At 65.0% G+C, this 16,383-nt stretch carries 27 protein-coding genes; 3 read left to right on the top strand and 24 right to left on the bottom strand.

Going from position 1 to position 16,383, the window contains the following annotated elements; genetic code table 11:
* Positions 1–8 precede the first annotated feature (8 nt).
* From ACZYSP_RS33410 to ACZYSP_RS33375, 8 genes are all read right to left on the bottom strand, one after another.
* A complete protein-coding gene (locus ACZYSP_RS33410) occupies positions 9–398 on the bottom strand; it encodes a hypothetical protein (protein WP_093079069.1) in 390 nt (129 codons plus the stop codon).
* Positions 392–850, bottom strand: coding sequence for a DUF4260 domain-containing protein (locus tag ACZYSP_RS33405; RefSeq protein WP_489018856.1), 459 nt, complete (start codon positions 848–850; stop codon positions 392–394). The genes ACZYSP_RS33410 and ACZYSP_RS33405 overlap by 7 nt, the downstream gene beginning before the upstream one ends.
* Positions 851–881: 31 nt before the next feature.
* A complete protein-coding gene (locus ACZYSP_RS33400) occupies positions 882–1,349 on the bottom strand; it encodes a Spy/CpxP family protein refolding chaperone (protein ID WP_093057760.1) in 468 nt (155 codons plus the stop codon).
* Between the two features lie 126 nt (positions 1,350–1,475).
* Entirely contained in the window at positions 1,476–1,850 is a 375-nt protein-coding gene (locus ACZYSP_RS33395; RefSeq protein ID WP_093057761.1) for a DUF4148 domain-containing protein, read from the bottom strand.
* A 133-nt stretch (positions 1,851–1,983) separates the two neighbouring features.
* Positions 1,984–3,786 (bottom strand): phosphoenolpyruvate--protein phosphotransferase, encoded by a 1,803-nt coding sequence (gene ptsP / locus ACZYSP_RS33390; protein WP_093057762.1) that lies wholly within the window; start codon positions 3,784–3,786, stop codon positions 1,984–1,986.
* A gap of 10 nt (positions 3,787–3,796) precedes the next feature.
* Positions 3,797–4,066, bottom strand: a complete 270-nt coding sequence (locus tag ACZYSP_RS33385) for an HPr family phosphocarrier protein (RefSeq protein ID WP_093057763.1) — start codon at positions 4,064–4,066, stop codon at positions 3,797–3,799.
* A complete protein-coding gene (locus ACZYSP_RS33380) occupies positions 4,035–4,490 on the bottom strand; it encodes a PTS sugar transporter subunit IIA (RefSeq protein ID WP_093057764.1) in 456 nt (151 codons plus the stop codon). Before ACZYSP_RS33380 ends, ACZYSP_RS33385 begins: the two co-directional genes overlap by 32 nt.
* Positions 4,491–4,659: 169 nt before the next feature.
* The gene (locus tag ACZYSP_RS33375; protein ID WP_093079074.1) at positions 4,660–5,205 is read right to left on the bottom strand and encodes a hypothetical protein; all 546 of its coding nucleotides are present in this window, start codon (positions 5,203–5,205) and stop codon (positions 4,660–4,662) included.
* Between the two features lie 89 nt (positions 5,206–5,294).
* Between ACZYSP_RS33375 and ACZYSP_RS33370 the strand changes: the two genes are divergently transcribed.
* Positions 5,295–5,792 carry a TlpA disulfide reductase family protein gene (locus ACZYSP_RS33370; RefSeq protein ID WP_093057766.1) on the top strand — a complete coding sequence of 166 codons (498 nt, stop codon included), beginning with the start codon at positions 5,295–5,297 and terminating at the stop codon, positions 5,790–5,792.
* 65 nt (positions 5,793–5,857) lie between these two features.
* Here ACZYSP_RS33370 and ACZYSP_RS33365 read toward each other — a convergent pair whose 3' ends face one another.
* The gene (locus tag ACZYSP_RS33365; protein WP_489018851.1) at positions 5,858–6,304 is read right to left on the bottom strand and encodes a c-type cytochrome; all 447 of its coding nucleotides are present in this window, start codon (positions 6,302–6,304) and stop codon (positions 5,858–5,860) included.
* Positions 6,305–6,466: 162 nt separating this feature from the next.
* On the opposite strand from ACZYSP_RS33365, the gene ACZYSP_RS33360 reads away from it, so the two are divergent.
* Complete coding sequence (locus ACZYSP_RS33360; RefSeq protein WP_489018849.1) at positions 6,467–7,177, top strand: cytochrome b/b6 domain-containing protein; 711 nt, start codon at positions 6,467–6,469, stop codon at positions 7,175–7,177.
* Positions 7,174–7,761: a GNAT family N-acetyltransferase gene (locus tag ACZYSP_RS33355; RefSeq protein ID WP_489018847.1), complete on the top strand. Its 588-nt coding sequence runs from the start codon at positions 7,174–7,176 to the stop codon at positions 7,759–7,761. The genes ACZYSP_RS33360 and ACZYSP_RS33355 overlap by 4 nt, the downstream gene beginning before the upstream one ends.
* Before the next feature lie 13 nt (positions 7,762–7,774).
* Here the strand turns inward: ACZYSP_RS33355 and ACZYSP_RS33350 are convergent, their stop codons facing one another.
* The 15 genes from ACZYSP_RS33350 to ACZYSP_RS33280 form a co-directional block, all read right to left on the bottom strand.
* Positions 7,775–8,281, bottom strand: a complete 507-nt coding sequence (locus ACZYSP_RS33350) for a peroxiredoxin (protein WP_042578711.1) — start codon at positions 8,279–8,281, stop codon at positions 7,775–7,777.
* Between the two features lie 76 nt (positions 8,282–8,357).
* Complete coding sequence (rpsQ, locus tag ACZYSP_RS33345; RefSeq protein WP_015867662.1) at positions 8,358–8,627, bottom strand: 30S ribosomal protein S17; 270 nt, start codon at positions 8,625–8,627, stop codon at positions 8,358–8,360.
* 9 nt (positions 8,628–8,636) lie between these two features.
* Positions 8,637–8,846, bottom strand: a complete 210-nt coding sequence (gene rpmC / locus ACZYSP_RS33340) for a 50S ribosomal protein L29 (protein ID WP_056589463.1) — start codon at positions 8,844–8,846, stop codon at positions 8,637–8,639.
* Between the two features lie 55 nt (positions 8,847–8,901).
* Positions 8,902–9,318, bottom strand: coding sequence for a 50S ribosomal protein L16 (gene rplP / locus ACZYSP_RS33335; protein WP_007838137.1), 417 nt, complete (start codon positions 9,316–9,318; stop codon positions 8,902–8,904).
* Between the two features lie 52 nt (positions 9,319–9,370).
* Entirely contained in the window at positions 9,371–10,285 is a 915-nt protein-coding gene (rpsC, locus tag ACZYSP_RS33330; protein WP_093057771.1) for a 30S ribosomal protein S3, read from the bottom strand.
* Positions 10,286–10,302: 17 nt separating this feature from the next.
* Positions 10,303–10,635 (bottom strand): 50S ribosomal protein L22, encoded by a 333-nt coding sequence (gene rplV / locus ACZYSP_RS33325; protein ID WP_007838134.1) that lies wholly within the window; start codon positions 10,633–10,635, stop codon positions 10,303–10,305.
* Positions 10,636–10,644: 9 nt separating this feature from the next.
* A complete protein-coding gene (gene rpsS / locus ACZYSP_RS33320; RefSeq protein ID WP_007838132.1) occupies positions 10,645–10,923 on the bottom strand; it encodes a 30S ribosomal protein S19 in 279 nt (92 codons plus the stop codon).
* 10 nt (positions 10,924–10,933) lie between these two features.
* Complete coding sequence (rplB, locus tag ACZYSP_RS33315; protein ID WP_093057772.1) at positions 10,934–11,758, bottom strand: 50S ribosomal protein L2; 825 nt, start codon at positions 11,756–11,758, stop codon at positions 10,934–10,936.
* Positions 11,759–11,760: 2 nt separating this feature from the next.
* Positions 11,761–12,096: a 50S ribosomal protein L23 gene (gene rplW, locus ACZYSP_RS33310; protein ID WP_093057773.1), complete on the bottom strand. Its 336-nt coding sequence runs from the start codon at positions 12,094–12,096 to the stop codon at positions 11,761–11,763.
* Positions 12,093–12,713, bottom strand: coding sequence for a 50S ribosomal protein L4 (rplD, locus tag ACZYSP_RS33305; protein WP_019657681.1), 621 nt, complete (start codon positions 12,711–12,713; stop codon positions 12,093–12,095). The genes rplW and rplD overlap by 4 nt, the downstream gene beginning before the upstream one ends.
* Positions 12,713–13,393 (bottom strand): 50S ribosomal protein L3, encoded by a 681-nt coding sequence (gene rplC, locus ACZYSP_RS33300; protein ID WP_093057774.1) that lies wholly within the window; start codon positions 13,391–13,393, stop codon positions 12,713–12,715. Before rplC ends, rplD begins: the two co-directional genes overlap by 1 nt.
* Before the next feature lie 237 nt (positions 13,394–13,630).
* Complete coding sequence (locus tag ACZYSP_RS33295) at positions 13,631–14,179, bottom strand: hypothetical protein (protein ID WP_354336777.1); 549 nt, start codon at positions 14,177–14,179, stop codon at positions 13,631–13,633.
* A gap of 17 nt (positions 14,180–14,196) precedes the next feature.
* Positions 14,197–15,768, bottom strand: coding sequence for a hypothetical protein (locus ACZYSP_RS33290; protein ID WP_354336776.1), 1,572 nt, complete (start codon positions 15,766–15,768; stop codon positions 14,197–14,199).
* A gap of 153 nt (positions 15,769–15,921) precedes the next feature.
* Entirely contained in the window at positions 15,922–16,236 is a 315-nt protein-coding gene (gene rpsJ, locus ACZYSP_RS33285; RefSeq protein WP_007838118.1) for a 30S ribosomal protein S10, read from the bottom strand.
* Positions 16,237–16,257: 21 nt separating this feature from the next.
* The coding region (locus tag ACZYSP_RS33280; protein WP_489018229.1) for an EF-Tu C-terminal domain-related protein at positions 16,258–16,383 on the bottom strand (126 nt) is incomplete at its 5' end.

Raw genomic sequence — 16,383 nt, 5'->3', positions numbered from 1 at the left:
GCTGACCATCAAACCTGCCGGCATCGCACCGCCCAGGTCAGGCCCGTCACGAGGAGTGAGAGCAAAAGCGCGTGGTAGACCACGTCGGGCACGGTGCGCGGACCGATGCCCGCCACGATGGTGCCGAGCCCGACCAGCGTGCCCAGCAACGCGAAGCCCTGGCCGAAGATGGCGGCGCGGCGCGCGTCCTCTGGGCGCAGCCAGGTCTCGACCGTGGCGAGCACCAGCACGGTGGCGATCACCGCTTCGGCGATGCGGGCGTGCCCATGCGCATAGCCCGGCACGATGCGGCCGGCGTGCACCATCGATGCGAGGCCGAGCGCGAGCGCCTCGGTCAACATCCATGCGCGCGCGGCCTGCGGGCGCATGACGGGGACTGTGCCGCGTTCGCTCACCATGGATCGGCCTTTCCGATGCGGCCCAGGTGCGTGGCGGCAAAGCCCGCCGCGTACTTGAGCCCGTAGCCGAGCGCGCGATCGAAGCCGATGTGGACCAGCCAGATCAGGCTGCCGGCCACCGCCCACGGCATGGCCGCAAGCACGCCGAGCGCCAGCAGCAGCACCGGACCGACGTACGAATGCGCCGCGTTGTAAAGAGCCGCCCCCACGCGCGGCCCCGCGAGGTAGCCCAGCAGCGAGAGATCGGGCGCGAGGAGCCAGAGCGCGAACACGCCCCAGCCCACGCCGAACTGGGCATAGGCAGCGAGTGCCACGCCGAGCACCACCGCGCCTTCGACCCGCAGCAGCGCACGCACCCCGCCGGCTGCCGCTGCCTGTTCGGGAGATACGGTGGAGCCGGCTTCGCCGGTCCACTGCTGTCGCCCCCGGAGAGGGGGAAGGCGAAGCGACACGAAGTGCGCGAAGCCTGGGGTTGAGTGGAGCCTATCCACGATGGCTCCAGCGGCGCCCACCTCGGTCCATGAAGTCGCGCACCTTCTGCTGCTGCGCGGCATTCAGGTTGTCGTAGAAGTCGGCGGCTGCGGCAATGATCTCGGGGCTGCCGTTGCGCACTGCGGCGGTCTTCTCTTCGACCAGGCGCGTGGCGCCAGCCTGGTCGAGCTTGTTGCCCGCGAACAGCGCCTTGAACTGCGAGCGCGGATCGCCCGAGCCGCCGGCGCCACGCATCGCTTCGCGCTGCGCCTGCAGCTTCTCGGCCAGCACGGTAAGCTTCTGCTTCTGGTTGGCGTCGAGTTCGAGCTTGCTGCCCACGCGCTCGATCATCTTCGCGCGGAACTCGGCGCTGTCGCCACCGCCCCAGCCGTGCCGTTGACCGGCACAGCCGGCGATGCTGCCGGCAACCATCGCGGCGCCCGCAAAACCGAAGAGAGTTCGTTTGATCCAGTACTTCATGGTGATTCCTTGTGTTGTCTGTGAGGAGGAAGCTCCATGGTGCGATCTGCACCGGGCCAAGTCCTCTCGCTGCGGTTGCGGCGTGTTTCGTTTTATTGCGACGCGCGTGGAGGCGAACCAGGCGGCTTACAGGCGGCTGCTCTTGGCGTTGGCAGCCGAGGCGCGCGCGTCGACGGGGTTCTGCATCGTCGAGATGACCTGGCTGTTCACGCGCGAGCTGGCCGACACGTTCTGGTCGGGCGCAGCGGTGGCGCGCACGGCTTCGGCGACGATGCGACCGCGCTCGGTCGACACGGCCATGGTCTCGGCGCCGCGCGAACCGCGCACCACGTTCTGGTTGGGTGCCGATGCAGTGCTCACGGCTTCGGCGCTGACGTCGGCGCGGCTCTTGGCCGACACGGCGGGCTGCACGCCCTCGTAGCTTTCAGCCTTGGCGCCGGCTGCTGCGAGCATGGCGAAGGAGCCGACGGCGATGATCTGGGTCAGGGAGAGAGATTTCATGATGCAGGCCTTTCTTTCAGGGTTGGAAGAGGAGGCCTGATCGTGCTTGCGGGGTTCCCGCAAGTCCTTTCGCCGCAGTTTCGGCGTGTATCGTTTCTTTTCACTCACCCGCAAGGGTGAGTGAAAAGTACGCTCAACCCGCCATCACGGCGGCAGGGTCGTCGGACTCCAGCACGCTCTTGGCCCACGCCTCGAGCTTGCTGGTGTCGGCGCGCAGCACTTCCTGCTTGACCGCAAGAATGCGCGAGGGGTGCATCGAGAAGCTGCGCAGGCCCAGGCCCAACAGCAGGCGCGTGAAGGCCACGTCACCGGCCATCTCGCCGCACACGGCCACGCCCTTGCCCTGGCGACGGCACTCGGCGATGGTGTCGGCCACGAGGCGCAGCACCGCCGGGTGCGCAGGGTCGTAGAGGTGCGCCACCGATTCGTCGGCGCGGTCGATGGCCAGCGTGTACTGGATCAGGTCGTTCGTGCCGATCGACAGGAAATCGAAGTGCTTCAGGAAGATGCGCAGCGTGAGCGCAGCCGCGGGAATCTCGATCATGGCGCCGAGCTTCACCGGGCCGTGCACCGCGCCGCGGTTGTCGAGCTCGGTGCGCGCGAAGTCGATCAGCGACAGCGTCTGGCGGATCTCGCTCGCGTGCGCGAGCATGGGGATCAGCAGGTGGATCTCGCCGTGCGCAGCCGCGCGCAGGATGGCGCGCAGCTGCGTGAGGAACATCGCCGGGTCGGCCAGGCTCCAGCGAATGGCGCGCAGGCCGAGCGCGGGGTTCAGGTGCTCCTGCTTGTTGGCCGACTTGCTGTCGAGCGGCTTGTCTGCCCCCACGTCGATGGTGCGGATGGTGACGGGCATGCCCTGCATGCCCTCGACCGCGCGCTTGTAGGCCTGGTACTGCTCTTCTTCGTCGGGCAGGCGGGTCTGGCGCGTGGTCGACTCGCGGCCCATGAAGAGGAATTCGCTGCGGAACAGGCCCACGCCCACGGCGCCGGCCTTGACTGCGCCCACGGTGTCTTCGGGCATCTCGATGTTGGCGAGCAGCTCGACGCGCTGGCCGTCGAGCGTGATGGCCGGCTTGTGGCGCAGCCGCGCGAGCCGGCCGCGTTCGAGATCGCCCTGGCGCTGCTTGAAGCCGTACTCGGCTAGGATGATCGGCGACGGATCGACGATCACCACGCCGGCGTCGCCGTCGATGATGACCCAGTCGTCCTGGCGCACCAGCTGGCTCGCGGTGCGCGCGCCGACCACGGCCGGGATGTCCATGCTGCGCGCGACGATGGCAGTGTGCGAGGTGCGCCCGCCGACGTCGGTGACGAAGCCGGCGAACACGCTCTTCTTGAACTGCAGCATGTCGGCCGGCGAGAGGTCGTGCGCGATGAGCACCAGCGGCACGTCGATGCCGTCGCCTGCGGTGGGGTCGTCGTTGTCGTCGTCCGAGGCGGCGGCGCGCTTGCGGCGCGGCGGGCTCGGCGCCAGCACGGCGGCCGTGCCCTTCATGCGGTGCAGCAGGCGCTCGACCACCTGTTCGAGGTCGGCCTTGCGCTCGCGCAGGTACTCGTCCTCCATCTCGTCGAACTGGCGCGCGATGATTTCGAGCTGCGTGGTCAGCGCCCATTCGGCGTTGTAGAGCCGCTCGCTGATCCAGTGCTTGACGCCGCCGCTCAAGGCCTCGTCCTGCAGCAGCATCTGGTGCACCTCGAGCAGCGCCGCGAGTTCGTGCGGCGCGTCGTTGGGGCCCATCAGCGCGACGTTGGCCTGCAGCTTGGCGAGCTCGTCGGCCACCGCGTTGCGCGCGGTGCGCACACGGTCGATCTCGGTCTCGATCTCTTCGGGCTTGATGAAGTAGTGGGCCACGTCGATGCGGCTCGACACCACCATCACTGCGCGCCCGATGGCAATGCCACGGGCAACAGGGAGGCCGTGGACTGCGAAGGTCATGGGACGGTCCTTACTCGCCTTCGCCGAACTTGTCGTCCATGAGCTGGACGATGGCGTTCATCGCTTCTTCTTCCTGCGCACCGTTGGTCTCGAGCTCGACGGTCGAGCCGATGCCGGCGGCCAGCATCATCACGCCCATGATGCTCTTGGCATTGATGCGACGGTCGCCGCGGGAGAGCCACACCTCGCAGGGAAAGCTGCCTGCGAGCTTGGTCAGCTTGGCCGATGCGCGTGCGTGCAGGCCCAGCTTATTGCTGATGGTCACGGATTTCTTGATCACTGTGCTTTCTTTTCGCCTGATTCTGGGGAGCCGCCACCGCCACCTGCATGACGCCCGCGGTGCCGCCCGCGAGGGCGCGCTGCACCAGCGTCTCCAGAGGCTCATGCCGGTAGGTGACGGCGCGCAGCAGCATCGGAAGATTGACCCCCGCCACCAGCCGCGACCGGACGCCGTCCACCAGCTTCTGCGCCACGTTGCAGGGCGTGGCGCCGAACACGTCTGCCAGCACCAGCACCTGCGAGCGCGGCGTGTGCAGCTGCTGCGCAAGGGTGATGCGCGCGGCCGCCAGCGTTTCTTCGGGCGACACGTTGGGCAGCACGTCGAGCGCGACGATGGCCTGCTCGCAATCGGGAAACACATGCAGCGCACACTGCCGCAGCGCGTGTGCGAACGGTGAGTGGGCGATGATGAGGATGCTGTTCATGCGGGACGGAGGACGACTCGTCGATTATGCGGGGGCGCCCAGGGGAAGTAGATATACGACATAACGCAGCAGCCCCGAAAAACAGACAACGCCGCGCGAAATGAGACAGCCGTGTGTCCACACCTGTCGCGGGAGGCACTATCAAAACAATAGCGAATGGTGCGATCGTTCACGGAAGCCGCAGGCCCTCGAAGAATGTCTTCGACGCTTCGGCCGAGGAAGGCTCGCCCAGCACGGTGGCTTGGTAAAGCGCCACAGTGCCGTCTTTTTGCGACTGGGCGAACCAGAGCACCTGTACCGGCGCGGCGCCCTGCTGCTTTGGCTGGGCATCGAGCCGCAACGGGGCGGGTGTGGCGGTCGCGCGCTGCACGCTGGCGGGGGCTTGCGTCATCTGCTGCGCTTCTCCCAGCTGGCCGCGCGTGGCAGCGCGCCATGCGTTGAGCCAGGCCTCGGCCTGTTCGGGGCCTTTGGCGGAGGCATGCGCGATGGCGAAGGTCGCGCCGCCGGCTTCGCAACCCGCCATGTCGACCTGCACCGATTCGGCGCCCAGCGGCAGGGCACGGCTTGCGCGGTCTGGCTTGCAGGGCAGCAGCGCGATCAGGCCCGATTCGGCGACCGGCACTTCGCGCCAGTTGAAAGTGGGGCTGCAGGCTGCGAGCAGGGCTGCCGCGGCCAGCGCCAGCCAGGAAGAAGAGAAAGCGGGCGACGACGGCATGGGGCAGCGATTATCGAACCGCGCGAGGGCCGCCAGCACGATCCGGCACGCGGAACTAAAATCGCGCCGCCCTTCTCTTGCTTGAAGCCATGAAAAAATACATCGCCGCTGCCGCCGTCGTCATCGCATTGGCCACCGGCGTGGGCGTGTACCTCGGCTCCGGCGCCACCGCCGCGCCGGCCTCGACCTTCGTGCTGCTCGACGGCACGCAAAAGAGCACGGCGGACCTGAAGGGCAAGGTCACCCTGGTCAACTTCTGGGCCACAAGCTGCGTGACCTGCGTCGGCGAGATGCCCAAGGTCATCGCCACCTACGACAAATACAAGGCACAGGGCTACGACACGCTGGCCGTGGCCATGAGCTACGACCCGCCGAGCTATGTCGTCAATTTCGCCCAGACGCGCAAGCTGCCGTTCAAGGTGGCGATCGACAACACCGGCAGCGTGGCGCAGGCCTGGGGCGACGTGAAGCTCACGCCGACCACCTACCTGGTCAACAAGCGCGGCGAGATCGTGAAGCGCTATGTGGGCGAGCCGGATTTCGCCGAACTGCACAAATTGATCGAAAAGCTGCTGGCCGAAGCCTGATCTCCGGTCTTCCCAACGAAAAGGCGCTCCGAAAGAGCGCCTTTTGTTTTGGCGAAGCGGCTTGCTTATTGGTTGCGGAAGCTGTCGTGGCAGGCCTTGCAGCTTGCGGCGGTCGGGCCGAACTGGGCCTTGAGCGCGTCGAGGTTGCCGGCCTTGGCAGCGGTCACCAGCTTGCCGGTTTCTTCCATCAGCTTCTGCTGGCGCTCCTTGAACTTGGCGTCTTCCTTCCAGACTTCGGGCTTGGCCTTGCCGCCCTCGGTGCCGGCACCAAAGCCGGCCCAGGGCAGCTTCGCCATGTCGGCGACCACTTCGGCATTGGCGGCGGCGGCGCTGGCGTCGTAGGGCGCACGGCCGTTGGCCATGGCGCCGAGGCGAGCGAAATGCTGGCTCATCACGAACAGCGCGCTCTGGCGGTACTTGATGGAGTCCTCGGGCTTGGCAAACTGGGCCGCGGCGGGAAGAGACACGGCAGCGCAGGCGGCTGCAAGGGCGAACGAAGCTAGTCTGGTCATCGTGGGTCCTCGTTGTGGGGAAAGCGCCGTCGAATGCGGCACTGCCGGCGAGTGTAGGGGCGGCCCGTGTCCAGCGCATAGCAACAACCCGAAGCAGACTGGGGCCCGGACTTTGCTAATCTGCGCCTTCCGCAGCATTGCGCCCCCTTGGCGCCTTCTTCGATGACCGACTCCTCCGTGGCCGCCTTTCGCGCGGCCTCCGGCCCCGGTGCCCGCACGCGGGTCTGGGACCTGCCGACGCGCCTTTTCCACTGGGCGCTGGCCATCGCCGTCATCGGCATGATCGGCACCGGCCTGGGCGGCGTCATGGAATGGCACTTCCGCCTTGGGTACATGGTGCTTTCGCTGCTGCTGTTCCGGCTGCTCTGGGGCTTCGTCGGCGGGCGCTGGTCGCGCTTTGCGGCTTTCGTCTACGGTCCGGGGTCTGTTGTCGCGTACCTGCGCGGACGGGCGCATCCGGACCATCTGATCGGGCACACGCCGCTGGGCGCGCTGTCGGTGTTTGCGGTGCTGGCGATCCTGGCGTTGCAGGTCGCTACCGGGCTGATGGCGGACGACGAAATCTCGGCGTCGGGGCCGCTCACTCGTTTCGTCTCGGGCGAGGTCGTGAGCCTGGCCACGGGCTGGCACAAGGCGCAGGGCAAGTGGGCCGTGATTGCGCTCGTGAGCCTGCATGTGCTGGCGGTGTTGTTCTACGTGCTCGTCAAGCGGCATCGCCTGGTGCGGCCGATGGTGACGGGCGACAAGCTGGTTTCCGCAGAGAGCGGCCAGGTGGCGCCGAGCCGCGACGACGCGGCCTCGCGCTGGCTTGCGCTGGTGTTGTTCGCGCTGTGCGCGGGCGTGGCTTATTGGGTTTCTTCGTTGCGCGTATGAGCTTCTCTGTGTCACGCCCCCTGCCGCTGTCGGCGATGCCGGCTGTCGTGTTGCTCACGCCCGAAGAGGCGCACGAGATCGAGGCCACGCGCGCGATCTTCAGCGACTATGCGGGTTCGCTGGGCATCGATCTGGACTTTCAGGATTTCGACAGCGAGCTGGCGCAGCTGCCGGGCGAATACGCCGAGCCACGCGGCACGCTGTTGTTGGCGCTGCTCGATCCGGTCAATGTGTCGGAAGACGCCGGGCGCCAGGCGCCGACGCTGCAACGTGCCGACGGCACGCTGGCGCATGTGGCGGGGTGCTGCGCGCTGCGGCCGCTCGACAGCGCGGACTACGCAAACGCCGCGGAAATGAAGCGCCTGTACGTACGCCCCGGGTTCCGCGGCCTTGGCCTGGGCCGTCAGCTGGCCGAGGCGATCATCGATGCCGCACGCAGCGCGGGATATGGCTGCGTGCTGCTCGACACGCTCGACGACATGGAGTCGGCGCGGGCCCTCTACGAAGACCTGGGCTTCGCGGAGGTGCCGCCCTACTATCACAACCCCGTCGCCGGGGCCCACTATCTCAAGGTGGATCTCTGACCAGAGCGGCCGATCAGCCGCGGGCTTGCGCCAGCAGGGTGTCGGCGTCGCTGACTTCGAACTTGCCCGGTGCCTCGACGTTCAGCGTCGCGACCTTGCCGTCCTTTACGAGCATCGAATAGCGGTTGCTGCGAAGGCCCATGCCACGGCCGGCCAGGTCGAGCGTGAGGCCGGTGGCCTTGGCGAAATCGGCGCTGCCGTCGGCCAGCATGCGCACCTTGGCGCCGGTCTTCTGGTCGCGCGCCCAGGCGCCCATCACGAAAGCGTCGTTCACGCTCACGCACCAGATCTCGTCCACGCCGGCGGCCTTGAAGTCGTCGAAGTGCTGCACGTAGCCCGGCACATGCTTGGCCGAGCAGGTGGGCGTGAAGGCGCCGGGCAACGCGAACAGCGCGATGGTCTTGCCCGCCGAAGCCTTGCTCACGTCCACGGCGTTCGGGCCGATGCTGCAGCCTTCGCCCTCGACCTCGGAATATTCCTGCAGGGTGGCCGAAGGAAGGGTGTCGCCGACTTTGATCATTGAATGTGCTCCTGAAAAAGAAAAACGGCCCACATTGTGGGCCGTTTCGAGATGGGCTGTATCGAGCCGGGGATGATCAGACCAGAACGGCCTTCTCGACCAGACGGGTCACGACCCAGTTCTTGGTCTTCGAGATCGGACGGCTTTCCGTGATCTCGATGGTGTCGCCCAGCTTGTACTCGCCCTTTTCGTCATGGGCGTGGTACTTGCTCGTCTTGGCCACGATCTTGCCGTAGAGCTCGTGCTTCACACGGCGCTCGACCAGCACGGTCACGGTCTTGGCACGCTTGTCGCTAACCACCTTGCCGATCAAGGTGCGCTTGAGGGATTTTTTAGCTTCCGTCATGTTCACTCCTTACTTGGCGGCGGGGGTTTCTTGCTGCTTCTGAGCAAGAATGGTCTTGGCGCGTGCGATGTCGCGACGCGTGACGCGCAGCGTCGAGGTGTTCGACAGCTGTTGCGTGGCTTTCTGCATGCGCAGGCCGAAATGGGCCTTCTGCAGATCCTTGATTTCGGCTTGCAGGCCCGCGACGTCCTTCGTGCGCAGGGTTGCGGCCTTCGTCACCTTGGCCGGAGCCGCGGTTTCTTTTTTCTTACGTGTTGCCATGGATGTTCTCCTCTCAGGCGCCGAGCTGGCGAGCGACGAACGTCGTACGCAGCGGAAGCTTGGCGGCGGCCAGGCGGAACGCTTCGCGGGCGAGTTCTTCGGGCACGCCGACGATCTCGAACACGATCTTGCCAGGCTGGATTTCAGCGACGTAGTACTCGGGGTTGCCCTTACCGTTACCCATCCGCACTTCAGCGGGCTTGGTAGAGATTGGCTTGTCCGGGAACACGCGGATCCAGATACGACCACCGCGCTTCACGTGACGCGAAATCGCGCGACGAGCGGCTTCGATCTGGCGCGCCGTGAGGCGGCCGCGGTCGGTGCATTTGAGACCGAAGTCACCGAACGCAACCGAGTTACCCGTGGTTGCGATGCCGGTGTTGCGGCCCTTTTGTTCCTTGCGGAACTTTCTGCGTGCAGGTTGCAGCATGTTTTGTTACTCCGTGAGGGCCCCAGGCACTTGCGTGCCCGGGAGCGACCGATTACTCGGTCTTGGCACCGTCCGCTGCTGCAGCGGGCGCGGCTTTGCGGACGCGCTTAACGGCGGGTTTCGAGTCTGCACCGGCACCGCCGGTTGCTTCTGCGGGCTTGTCGCTGCCATCGGCCGGGGCGGTGTTGCCACCGATCGGGCCACGGGCACCGGCACGCGGGCCGGGACCACGACGGTCGCTACCCGGACGGTCGCCACCAGGGCGGCCATCACGGCGCGGACCGCGCGGACGACGTTCTTCTTCAGGACGCGGCGTTTCGACGGCCGGCAGGTCGTTACGACCCAGCGTGTCGCCCTTGTAGACCCAGACCTTGACGCCGATGACGCCGTAGGTGGTCTTGGCTTCCGAGGTGCCGTAGTCGATGTCGGCGCGCAGAGTATGAAGCGGCACGCGGCCTTCGCGGTACCACTCGGTACGCGCGATTTCGATGCCGTTCAGGCGGCCAGCCGACATGATCTTGATGCCCAGGGCACCCAGACGCATGGCGTTTTGCATGGCGCGCTTCATGGCGCGGCGGAACATGATCCGCTTTTCGAGCTGCTGCGTGATGCTGTCGGCGATCAGCTGCGCATCGATTTCGGGCTTGCGCACTTCTTCGATGTTGACCGCAACCGGCACGCCGAGCTGCTTGCCCAGTTCGCGCTTGAGGTTCTCGATGTCTTCGCCCTTCTTGCCGATCACGACGCCCGGACGTGCCGAGTAGATCGTGATGCGTGCGTTCTTGGCGGGACGCTCGATCATGACGCGCGAGACCGAAGCGTTCTTCAGCTTCTTCTTCAGGTATTCGCGAACCTTGATGTCTTCGGCCAGCATGCCCGCGAAATCGCGGTCGCTTGCGTACCAACGGCTGGACCAGTTACGGGTGACCGCAAGGCGGAACCCGGTTGGGTGGATTTTCTGTCCCATATTTCTTCCAGGCCTTCTTAGTTGCCAACCGTCACGTACACATGGCACGTGGGCTTGCTGATGCGATTGCCGCGACCCTTGGCCCGCGCCGTGAAGCGCTTGAGCGTTGCACCTTGCTCGACGTAGATGGTCTTGACCTTCAGCTCGTCGATGTCGGCACCGTCGTTGTGCTCGGCGTTGGCAATTGCCGACTCGAGCACCTTCTTGATGATCACAGCGGCCTTTTTCTGCGTGAACTGCAGAACGTTGAGCGCTTGATCGACCTTCTTGCCGCGGATGAGATCCGCGACCAGACGGCCCTTGTCGACCGACAGGCGGACACCGCGGAGGACTGCACGTGTTTCAGACATGGTCGTTCCTTACTTCTTCTGGACTTTTTTGTCCGCGGGGTGCCCCTTGAACGTGCGCGTGAGCGCAAATTCGCCGAGCTTGTGGCCGACCATCTGGTCGGTGATGTACACGGGCACGTGTTGCTTGCCGTTGTGCACAGCGATGGTCAGACCGATGAATTCGGGCAGGACCATCGAGCGGCGCGACCAGGTCTTGATCGGCTTCTTGTCCTTGGTCGTCACGGCCTTGTCGGCCTTGGCCACGAGGTGGTGGTCGACGAAAGGACCCTTTTTGAGAGAGCGAGTCATTGGCTATCCCTTACTTCTTGCGACGCGACACGATGAAGACCTGCGTGCGCTTGTTGTTACGGGTGCGATAGCCCTTGGTCAGATTGCCCCATGGGTCGACAGGATGGCGGCCTTCGCCAGTCTTGCCTTCGCCGCCACCGTGCGGGTGGTCGACCGGGTTCATCACGACGCCGCGAACGGTCGGGCGAATACCCTTCCAGCGCTTGGCGCCTGCCTTGCCGAGCTGGCGCAGGCTGTGCTCTTCGTTGGCAACTTCGCCGATGGTCGCGCGGCATTCGATGTGAATGCGGCGGACTTCGCCCGAACGCATGCGGACCTGGGCGTAAACGCCTTCACGGGCCAGCAGCGTGGCCGACGTACCGGCCGAACGTGCGATCTGCGCGCCCTTGCCGGGTTGCAGTTCGATGCAGTGGATCGTCGAGCCGACCGGGATGTTGCGGATCGGCAGGGTGTTGCCGGCGCGGATCGGGGCTTCGGCGCCCGACAGCAGCGTTGCACCGGCTTCAAGACCGCGCGGGGCGATGATGTAGCGGCGCTCGCCGTCGGCGTAGCAGACCAGAGCGATGTGGGCGGTGCGGTTCGGGTCGTACTCGATGCGTTCGACCTTGGCCGGGATGCCGTCCTTGTTGCGCACGAAGTCGACAACGCGGTAGTGGTGCTTGGAACCACCGCCACGGTGACGGATCGTGATGTGACCGTTGTTGTTACGGCCGGCCTTCTGGAACTGGGGTTCCAGCAGGGCTGCGTGAGGAGCACCCTTGAACAGGTGGTCACGCGAGATCTTCACCGCGCCGCGTTGGCCCGGCGAAGTGGGTTTCATCTTGATGACGGCCATGATTAAGCGCCTTCCCCGACGAGGTTGAGCTCTTGACCGGCCTTCAGCGTCACATAGGCCTTGCGAACGTTGTCGCGGCGGCCGATGGACTTGCCAAAGCGCTTGGTCTTGCCCTTGGTGTTGAGCACCGACACGCCCTGGACTTCGACCTTGAACATCAGTTCGACAGCGGCCTTGATCTCGGGCTTGGTGGCGTCTTGCAGCACCTTGAAAGTGACAGCGTTCGACTTCTCGCCGACCATCGTGGCCTTTTCGGACACGATCGGGGCGACCAGCACCGCCATCAGGCGGCCTTCTTCGAACGTACGTTCAGCGGCGGTAGGGTTCACGCGGCTCATGCGAACATCTCCTTGAGCTTGTCGACGGCACCCTTGGTGACCAGCACCTTCTTGTAGTGAACCAGCGACACCGGATCGGCGTAGCGCGGTTCGACCACGAGAACGTTGACCAGATTGCGCGAGGCAAGGTACAGGTTTTCGTCGACTTCTTCGGCGATCACGAGCACGGACTCGAGATTCATCGCCTTGAAACGGGCTGCCAGCGGCTTGGTCTTGGGCGAGTCGACCTTGATCGAATCGACCACGGCCAGACGGCCTTCGCGAGCCAGCTGCGAGAAGATGGACGCCATGCCGGCGCGGTACATCTTCTTGTTGATCTTCTGCGAGAAGTTTTCGTCAGGCATGTTCGGGAAAATCCGGCCACCCCCGCGCCACAGCGGCGAGGACGTCATACCGGCACGGGCGCGGCCCGTTCCCTTTTGCTTGAAAGGCTTCTTGGTCGAGTGCTTGACCTGTTCGCGGTCCTTCTGGGCGCGCGTGCCTTGGCGTGCGTTGGCCTGGAATGCAACGACGATCTGGTGAACCAGGTCTTCGTTGTAGTCACGGCCGAACACGGTCTCGGGGGCGTCGTACTTCGACGCGGCCTGGCCTTGTTCGTTCAGGAGTTCGAGTTCCATTACTTCGCTCCTTGGGCCGCTTGCGGCTTGGCCTTGACGGCGGGACGCACGGTGACGAAGCCACCCTTCGAACCCGGAATCGCGCCCTTGATGAGCAGCAGTTGACGTGCTTCGTCGATGCGGAACACGTCGAGGTTTTGCGTCGTGCGGGTGACGTCGCCGAGGTGGCCCGTCATGCGCTTGCCGGGGAACACGCGACCGGGGTCTTGTGCCATACCGATCGAGCCGGGAACGTTGTGCGAACGGCTGTTACCGTGCGACGCGCGTTGCGAGCTCATGTTGTGACGCTTGATCGTGCCAGCGTAGCCCTTGCCGATGGAAGTGCCTTGCACGTCCACCTTCTGGCCCACGGAGAAGACGCTCGTCACTGCGATCACGCCGCCAGCCTTGTGCTGACCAGCGGTATCGGCGGTAACGCGGAATTCCTGGATGATTTCGCCTGCTTCGACACCTGCCTTGGCGAGGTGGCCGGCTTCGGGCTTGGTCACGCGCGATGCTTTGCGCGAACCGAACGTCACCTGCAGGGCGACGTAGCCATCGGTCTCTTGGGACTTGATCTGGGTCACACGGTTGTTGGACACATCCACCACCGTGACAGGAACTGCGTCCCCGTCATCGGTGAAGAGACGCATCATCCCCACCTTGCGGCCCAGCAACCCGAGGGAGTTGCTCAGACTCATTTGTTTTCTCCAAAAATGGAAACTCCCTACGCCGCTGCCACTTCAATTGGCGACAGCGTTTGCCGGGCTTCCCCGACAGCGTAAGAAGGTTGATAAATCTCTGCCAGAACAGCACCCAATACGGACGCAACAAGGGCAGAGCCAGCGATTATAGCCCGCGATGCGGGCCCCGCGCAAGCACTGCAGTTGTAGCCGTCTTGAGGGCGCCGAAGCCCCGTTTCCGGGGTCTTTCGCGGCTTATTTCGGCTCTTTGGCCGGCAGCGAGATGATTTTTTCGCCTTCCGCGGACGACTTCATCTCGCCCGCAGCCTTCATGGCCGGGGCGGCCGAGCCGGTCTGCACGGGGATGGCGACGATGCTCATGGCGCCGTTCTGCGTGACAAAGACGTTCAGGTAGGCGAGACCTTCGCGGTCGCTCGTCACCGTGGCGGTGGCGGTCGTACGCTGGCCGGCGGGAAGGGCCAGGCTGCTGCTTGTGGTCAGGGTCAGGCCGGCATCGGTCGTCAGGCGCGCGGTGGCACCCGCCGGATCGCTCACGCCGCCGAACTGCAGAACAACAGAGATCGGCCGGCCGACCTGGGGCGTGCCCTCTACCCTGAACTGGATCACGACACCGGAATCGTTGGGCTTGCGTGCCGCGACCGTCATAGGCGCAGCATTGCGGGACGAGGCTGCGTGCTTCGCGGTGCGGGGCGCCGGCACGCCATCTGCAAAGACCGGCGCCGACGCGGCGGCTAGCGTCAGGCATGCCGCAACGGCAATCGTCGAACTGGAACGGAGGTTCATGGCGGCCTTCCTCGCTGCTACTGAATGATCACGCCGAAGCAGGTGCTGGTGGCGGAATTGTTGAGATCGTTGACAACCAGAACATAGTCGCCAGCCGACAGGTTGACCGAACTGGTGTTTCGGCTCACCACGCCACCCCGATAGATCGCGTAGTTGGGATTAGCGCCCCCCGGCGGGGAGATCGTGAACTGGTAACCACGGTTGGTGGGCGCCGTGAAACGCAGGTACGCGAAGCTTCCGAGCTTGTTTCCGTCACGCTGAGGATCCGCAGCGTTCGTCACACAGGCCGAAGTGGCCGTACCGACCACTGCCTGCTTGTACATCGGCAACGCGATCGACACGCCGCCATCATTGCCCTCCCCCGCGCCGTAGGCATCATTGACCGTGATGCTCTGCCCCGTGAGCAACGCGGCCAGCGTGGATGCACTGCCCTGCGCTGTCGCGTTGAATGCCACGGCGAACGGATGAATCGACGTGACCGGCGCACCACTCCTGAATAGCGCCCCCGTCATCGTGTCGTGGATCGGCTTGAAACCGACCTGCTGATTCAGATTCCAGAAGATCGACTGAATCGAGGATTCGCGGAACCATCCTCGGTTGGTCGCCGGCCCCTGCGTGAGATCGAGGCTGCCGCCCTGGGCCTGGCCAGGGCCACCCGAATCGACATAGTTGCTGCGCCCCAACGCAATGCCCGACCAGCCGTTGCCCCATCCTTCGGAGAAAGCGAGGCGGCGGTCGATGAGTTCACTCGTGGAGTGCGCGCCGCCCGGCGAATCGTCGCGGCTGAAGGAGGCCTGGTAGTAGTGGCCCCATTCGTGCGCGATCACGGGCGCGTCGAATTCGTCGGTATCCACATCTTCCTTGCCGAGCACGTAGATTTCGGCACCCGAACTCCTTCCGATGAAGAACGTGGTGCCAATCTGGCCCAGCGCGATGCTGCCGCCGGAGTTGGTGTTGTTGACACTCCAGAACACCTTCAGCGACGGAAACGCCGTCGCCGGAGCCACCGACAGCACTTTCTGCATCGCGGTGTAGACCGTGTCCATCACGGCGAACGGCCCGGACACACGCTGGCTGGTGTAGCTCGACCCGCCCCATCCACTGCCGGCGCGCAGGTCGCGGGTGAGCGCCGCGGTGCCGGTGGAGAATGCCGACGACTGCATGGAATAGATCGCGTTCGACTGCGTGTTGTCACGCACGGTGACGTCCCAACTCGGAAGCGCGCCAGTGCGGGTCAGTTGAGCGCGCACGCGGACAACGACGTTCGCGTTTGACGGAACGCTCGCCGAGTAGGCGCCGTTGTCATCGGTGGAAGTCGTGGCCAGCTGGCTGCCACTGGTGGCGTCGAGTACTTCGACAAAAGCACCACGCACCGGTTTGATCGAGATATCGGAATACACGAGGCGGCCACTGGGATTGGGCACCGACTCATAGGTGGCCGTACCGCTCAGGGCAACTGGCGTCGCCGGAAGCACGGGCAGCAAGGGAATGCCGCCACCGCCACCTCCCCCACCGCCGCCACACGCGGTCAACAACGCCGCCGCGATGCAAGCCACCAAACCCGACGCAAAAGAGATGCTTTGTCTCATAGCTGTGCTGCCCTCGTTTCAGCTGTCCGACGCCTCGATGGAGGGAGGCTGTCGTCCGGCGAGGATGCCACATCTGCGTGACATAAAGCACAAAGCCCGCCTGCATTTCTGCAGGCGGGCTTCACAAATAACCGCGACGCGAGGTCGAACGGATTACTGCAGCTTGATCTCGACGTCCACGCCGGCCGGCAGGTCGAGCTTCATCAGCGCGTCCACGGTCTTGTCGGTCGGGTCGACGATGTCCATCAGGCGCTGGTGCGTGCGGATTTCCAGCTGGTCGCGCGACGTCTTGTTGACGTGCGGCGAACGCAGGATGTCGAAACGCTTCATGCGGGTCGGCAGGGGCACGGGGCCCTTGACGATCGCGCCGGTGCGTTTGGCAGTGTCGACGATCTCGGCTGCCGACTGGTCGATCAGCTTGTAGTCGAATGCCTTCAGGCGGATGCGGATTTTTTGCTTGGTAGCCATGGTGATTCCTTTGCGTCCGGCTTAGATGTCGAGGATCTTGGCCACGACGCCCGAACCCACGGTACGGCCGCCTTCACGGATGGCGAAGCGCAGGCCTTCTTCCATCGCGATCGGGTTGATCAGCTTGACGGTGATGCTGACGTTGTC

It is taken from the genome of Variovorax sp. F042 (genome assembly GCF_057814215.1).
The sequence above is the reverse complement of the archived record's forward strand: the minus strand, read 5'-3'. Positions and strand labels throughout refer to the sequence as shown.

Coding starts and splice junctions, on each gene's coding strand:
- ACZYSP_RS33295 (WP_354336777.1), bottom strand. CDS start 14,179: ATGAACCTCCGTTCCAGTTCGACGATTGCCGTTGCGGCATGCCTGACG.
- rplD (WP_019657681.1), bottom strand. CDS start 12,713: ATGGAACTCGAACTCCTGAACGAACAAGGCCAGGCCGCGTCGAAGTAC.
- ACZYSP_RS33355 (WP_489018847.1), top strand. CDS start 7,174: ATGAGCTTCTCTGTGTCACGCCCCCTGCCGCTGTCGGCGATGCCGGCT.
- rplW (WP_093057773.1), bottom strand. CDS start 12,096: ATGAGCCGCGTGAACCCTACCGCCGCTGAACGTACGTTCGAAGAAGGC.
- ACZYSP_RS33375 (WP_093079074.1), bottom strand. CDS start 5,205: ATGCCGTCGTCGCCCGCTTTCTCTTCTTCCTGGCTGGCGCTGGCCGCG.
- ACZYSP_RS33350 (WP_042578711.1), bottom strand. CDS start 8,281: ATGATCAAAGTCGGCGACACCCTTCCTTCGGCCACCCTGCAGGAATAT.
- ACZYSP_RS33380 (WP_093057764.1), bottom strand. CDS start 4,490: ATGAACAGCATCCTCATCATCGCCCACTCACCGTTCGCACACGCGCTG.
- rpsS (WP_007838132.1), bottom strand. CDS start 10,923: ATGACTCGCTCTCTCAAAAAGGGTCCTTTCGTCGACCACCACCTCGTG.
- ACZYSP_RS33290 (WP_354336776.1), bottom strand. CDS start 15,768: ATGAGACAAAGCATCTCTTTTGCGTCGGGTTTGGTGGCTTGCATCGCG.
- rplV (WP_007838134.1), bottom strand. CDS start 10,635: ATGTCTGAAACACGTGCAGTCCTCCGCGGTGTCCGCCTGTCGGTCGAC.
- ptsP (WP_093057762.1), bottom strand. CDS start 3,786: ATGACCTTCGCAGTCCACGGCCTCCCTGTTGCCCGTGGCATTGCCATC.
- rpsQ (WP_015867662.1), bottom strand. CDS start 8,627: ATGACGGAAGCTAAAAAATCCCTCAAGCGCACCTTGATCGGCAAGGTG.
- rpsJ (WP_007838118.1), bottom strand. CDS start 16,236: ATGGCTACCAAGCAAAAAATCCGCATCCGCCTGAAGGCATTCGACTAC.
- rplP (WP_007838137.1), bottom strand. CDS start 9,318: ATGCTGCAACCTGCACGCAGAAAGTTCCGCAAGGAACAAAAGGGCCGC.
- ACZYSP_RS33395 (WP_093057761.1), bottom strand. CDS start 1,850: ATGAAATCTCTCTCCCTGACCCAGATCATCGCCGTCGGCTCCTTCGCC.
- ACZYSP_RS33365 (WP_489018851.1), bottom strand. CDS start 6,304: ATGACCAGACTAGCTTCGTTCGCCCTTGCAGCCGCCTGCGCTGCCGTG.
- ACZYSP_RS33410 (WP_093079069.1), bottom strand. CDS start 398: ATGGTGAGCGAACGCGGCACAGTCCCCGTCATGCGCCCGCAGGCCGCG.
- rplC (WP_093057774.1), bottom strand. CDS start 13,393: ATGAGTCTGAGCAACTCCCTCGGGTTGCTGGGCCGCAAGGTGGGGATG.
- ACZYSP_RS33400 (WP_093057760.1), bottom strand. CDS start 1,349: ATGAAGTACTGGATCAAACGAACTCTCTTCGGTTTTGCGGGCGCCGCG.
- ACZYSP_RS33360 (WP_489018849.1), top strand. CDS start 6,467: ATGACCGACTCCTCCGTGGCCGCCTTTCGCGCGGCCTCCGGCCCCGGT.
- ACZYSP_RS33370 (WP_093057766.1), top strand. CDS start 5,295: ATGAAAAAATACATCGCCGCTGCCGCCGTCGTCATCGCATTGGCCACC.
- rplB (WP_093057772.1), bottom strand. CDS start 11,758: ATGGCCGTCATCAAGATGAAACCCACTTCGCCGGGCCAACGCGGCGCG.
- rpsC (WP_093057771.1), bottom strand. CDS start 10,285: ATGGGACAGAAAATCCACCCAACCGGGTTCCGCCTTGCGGTCACCCGT.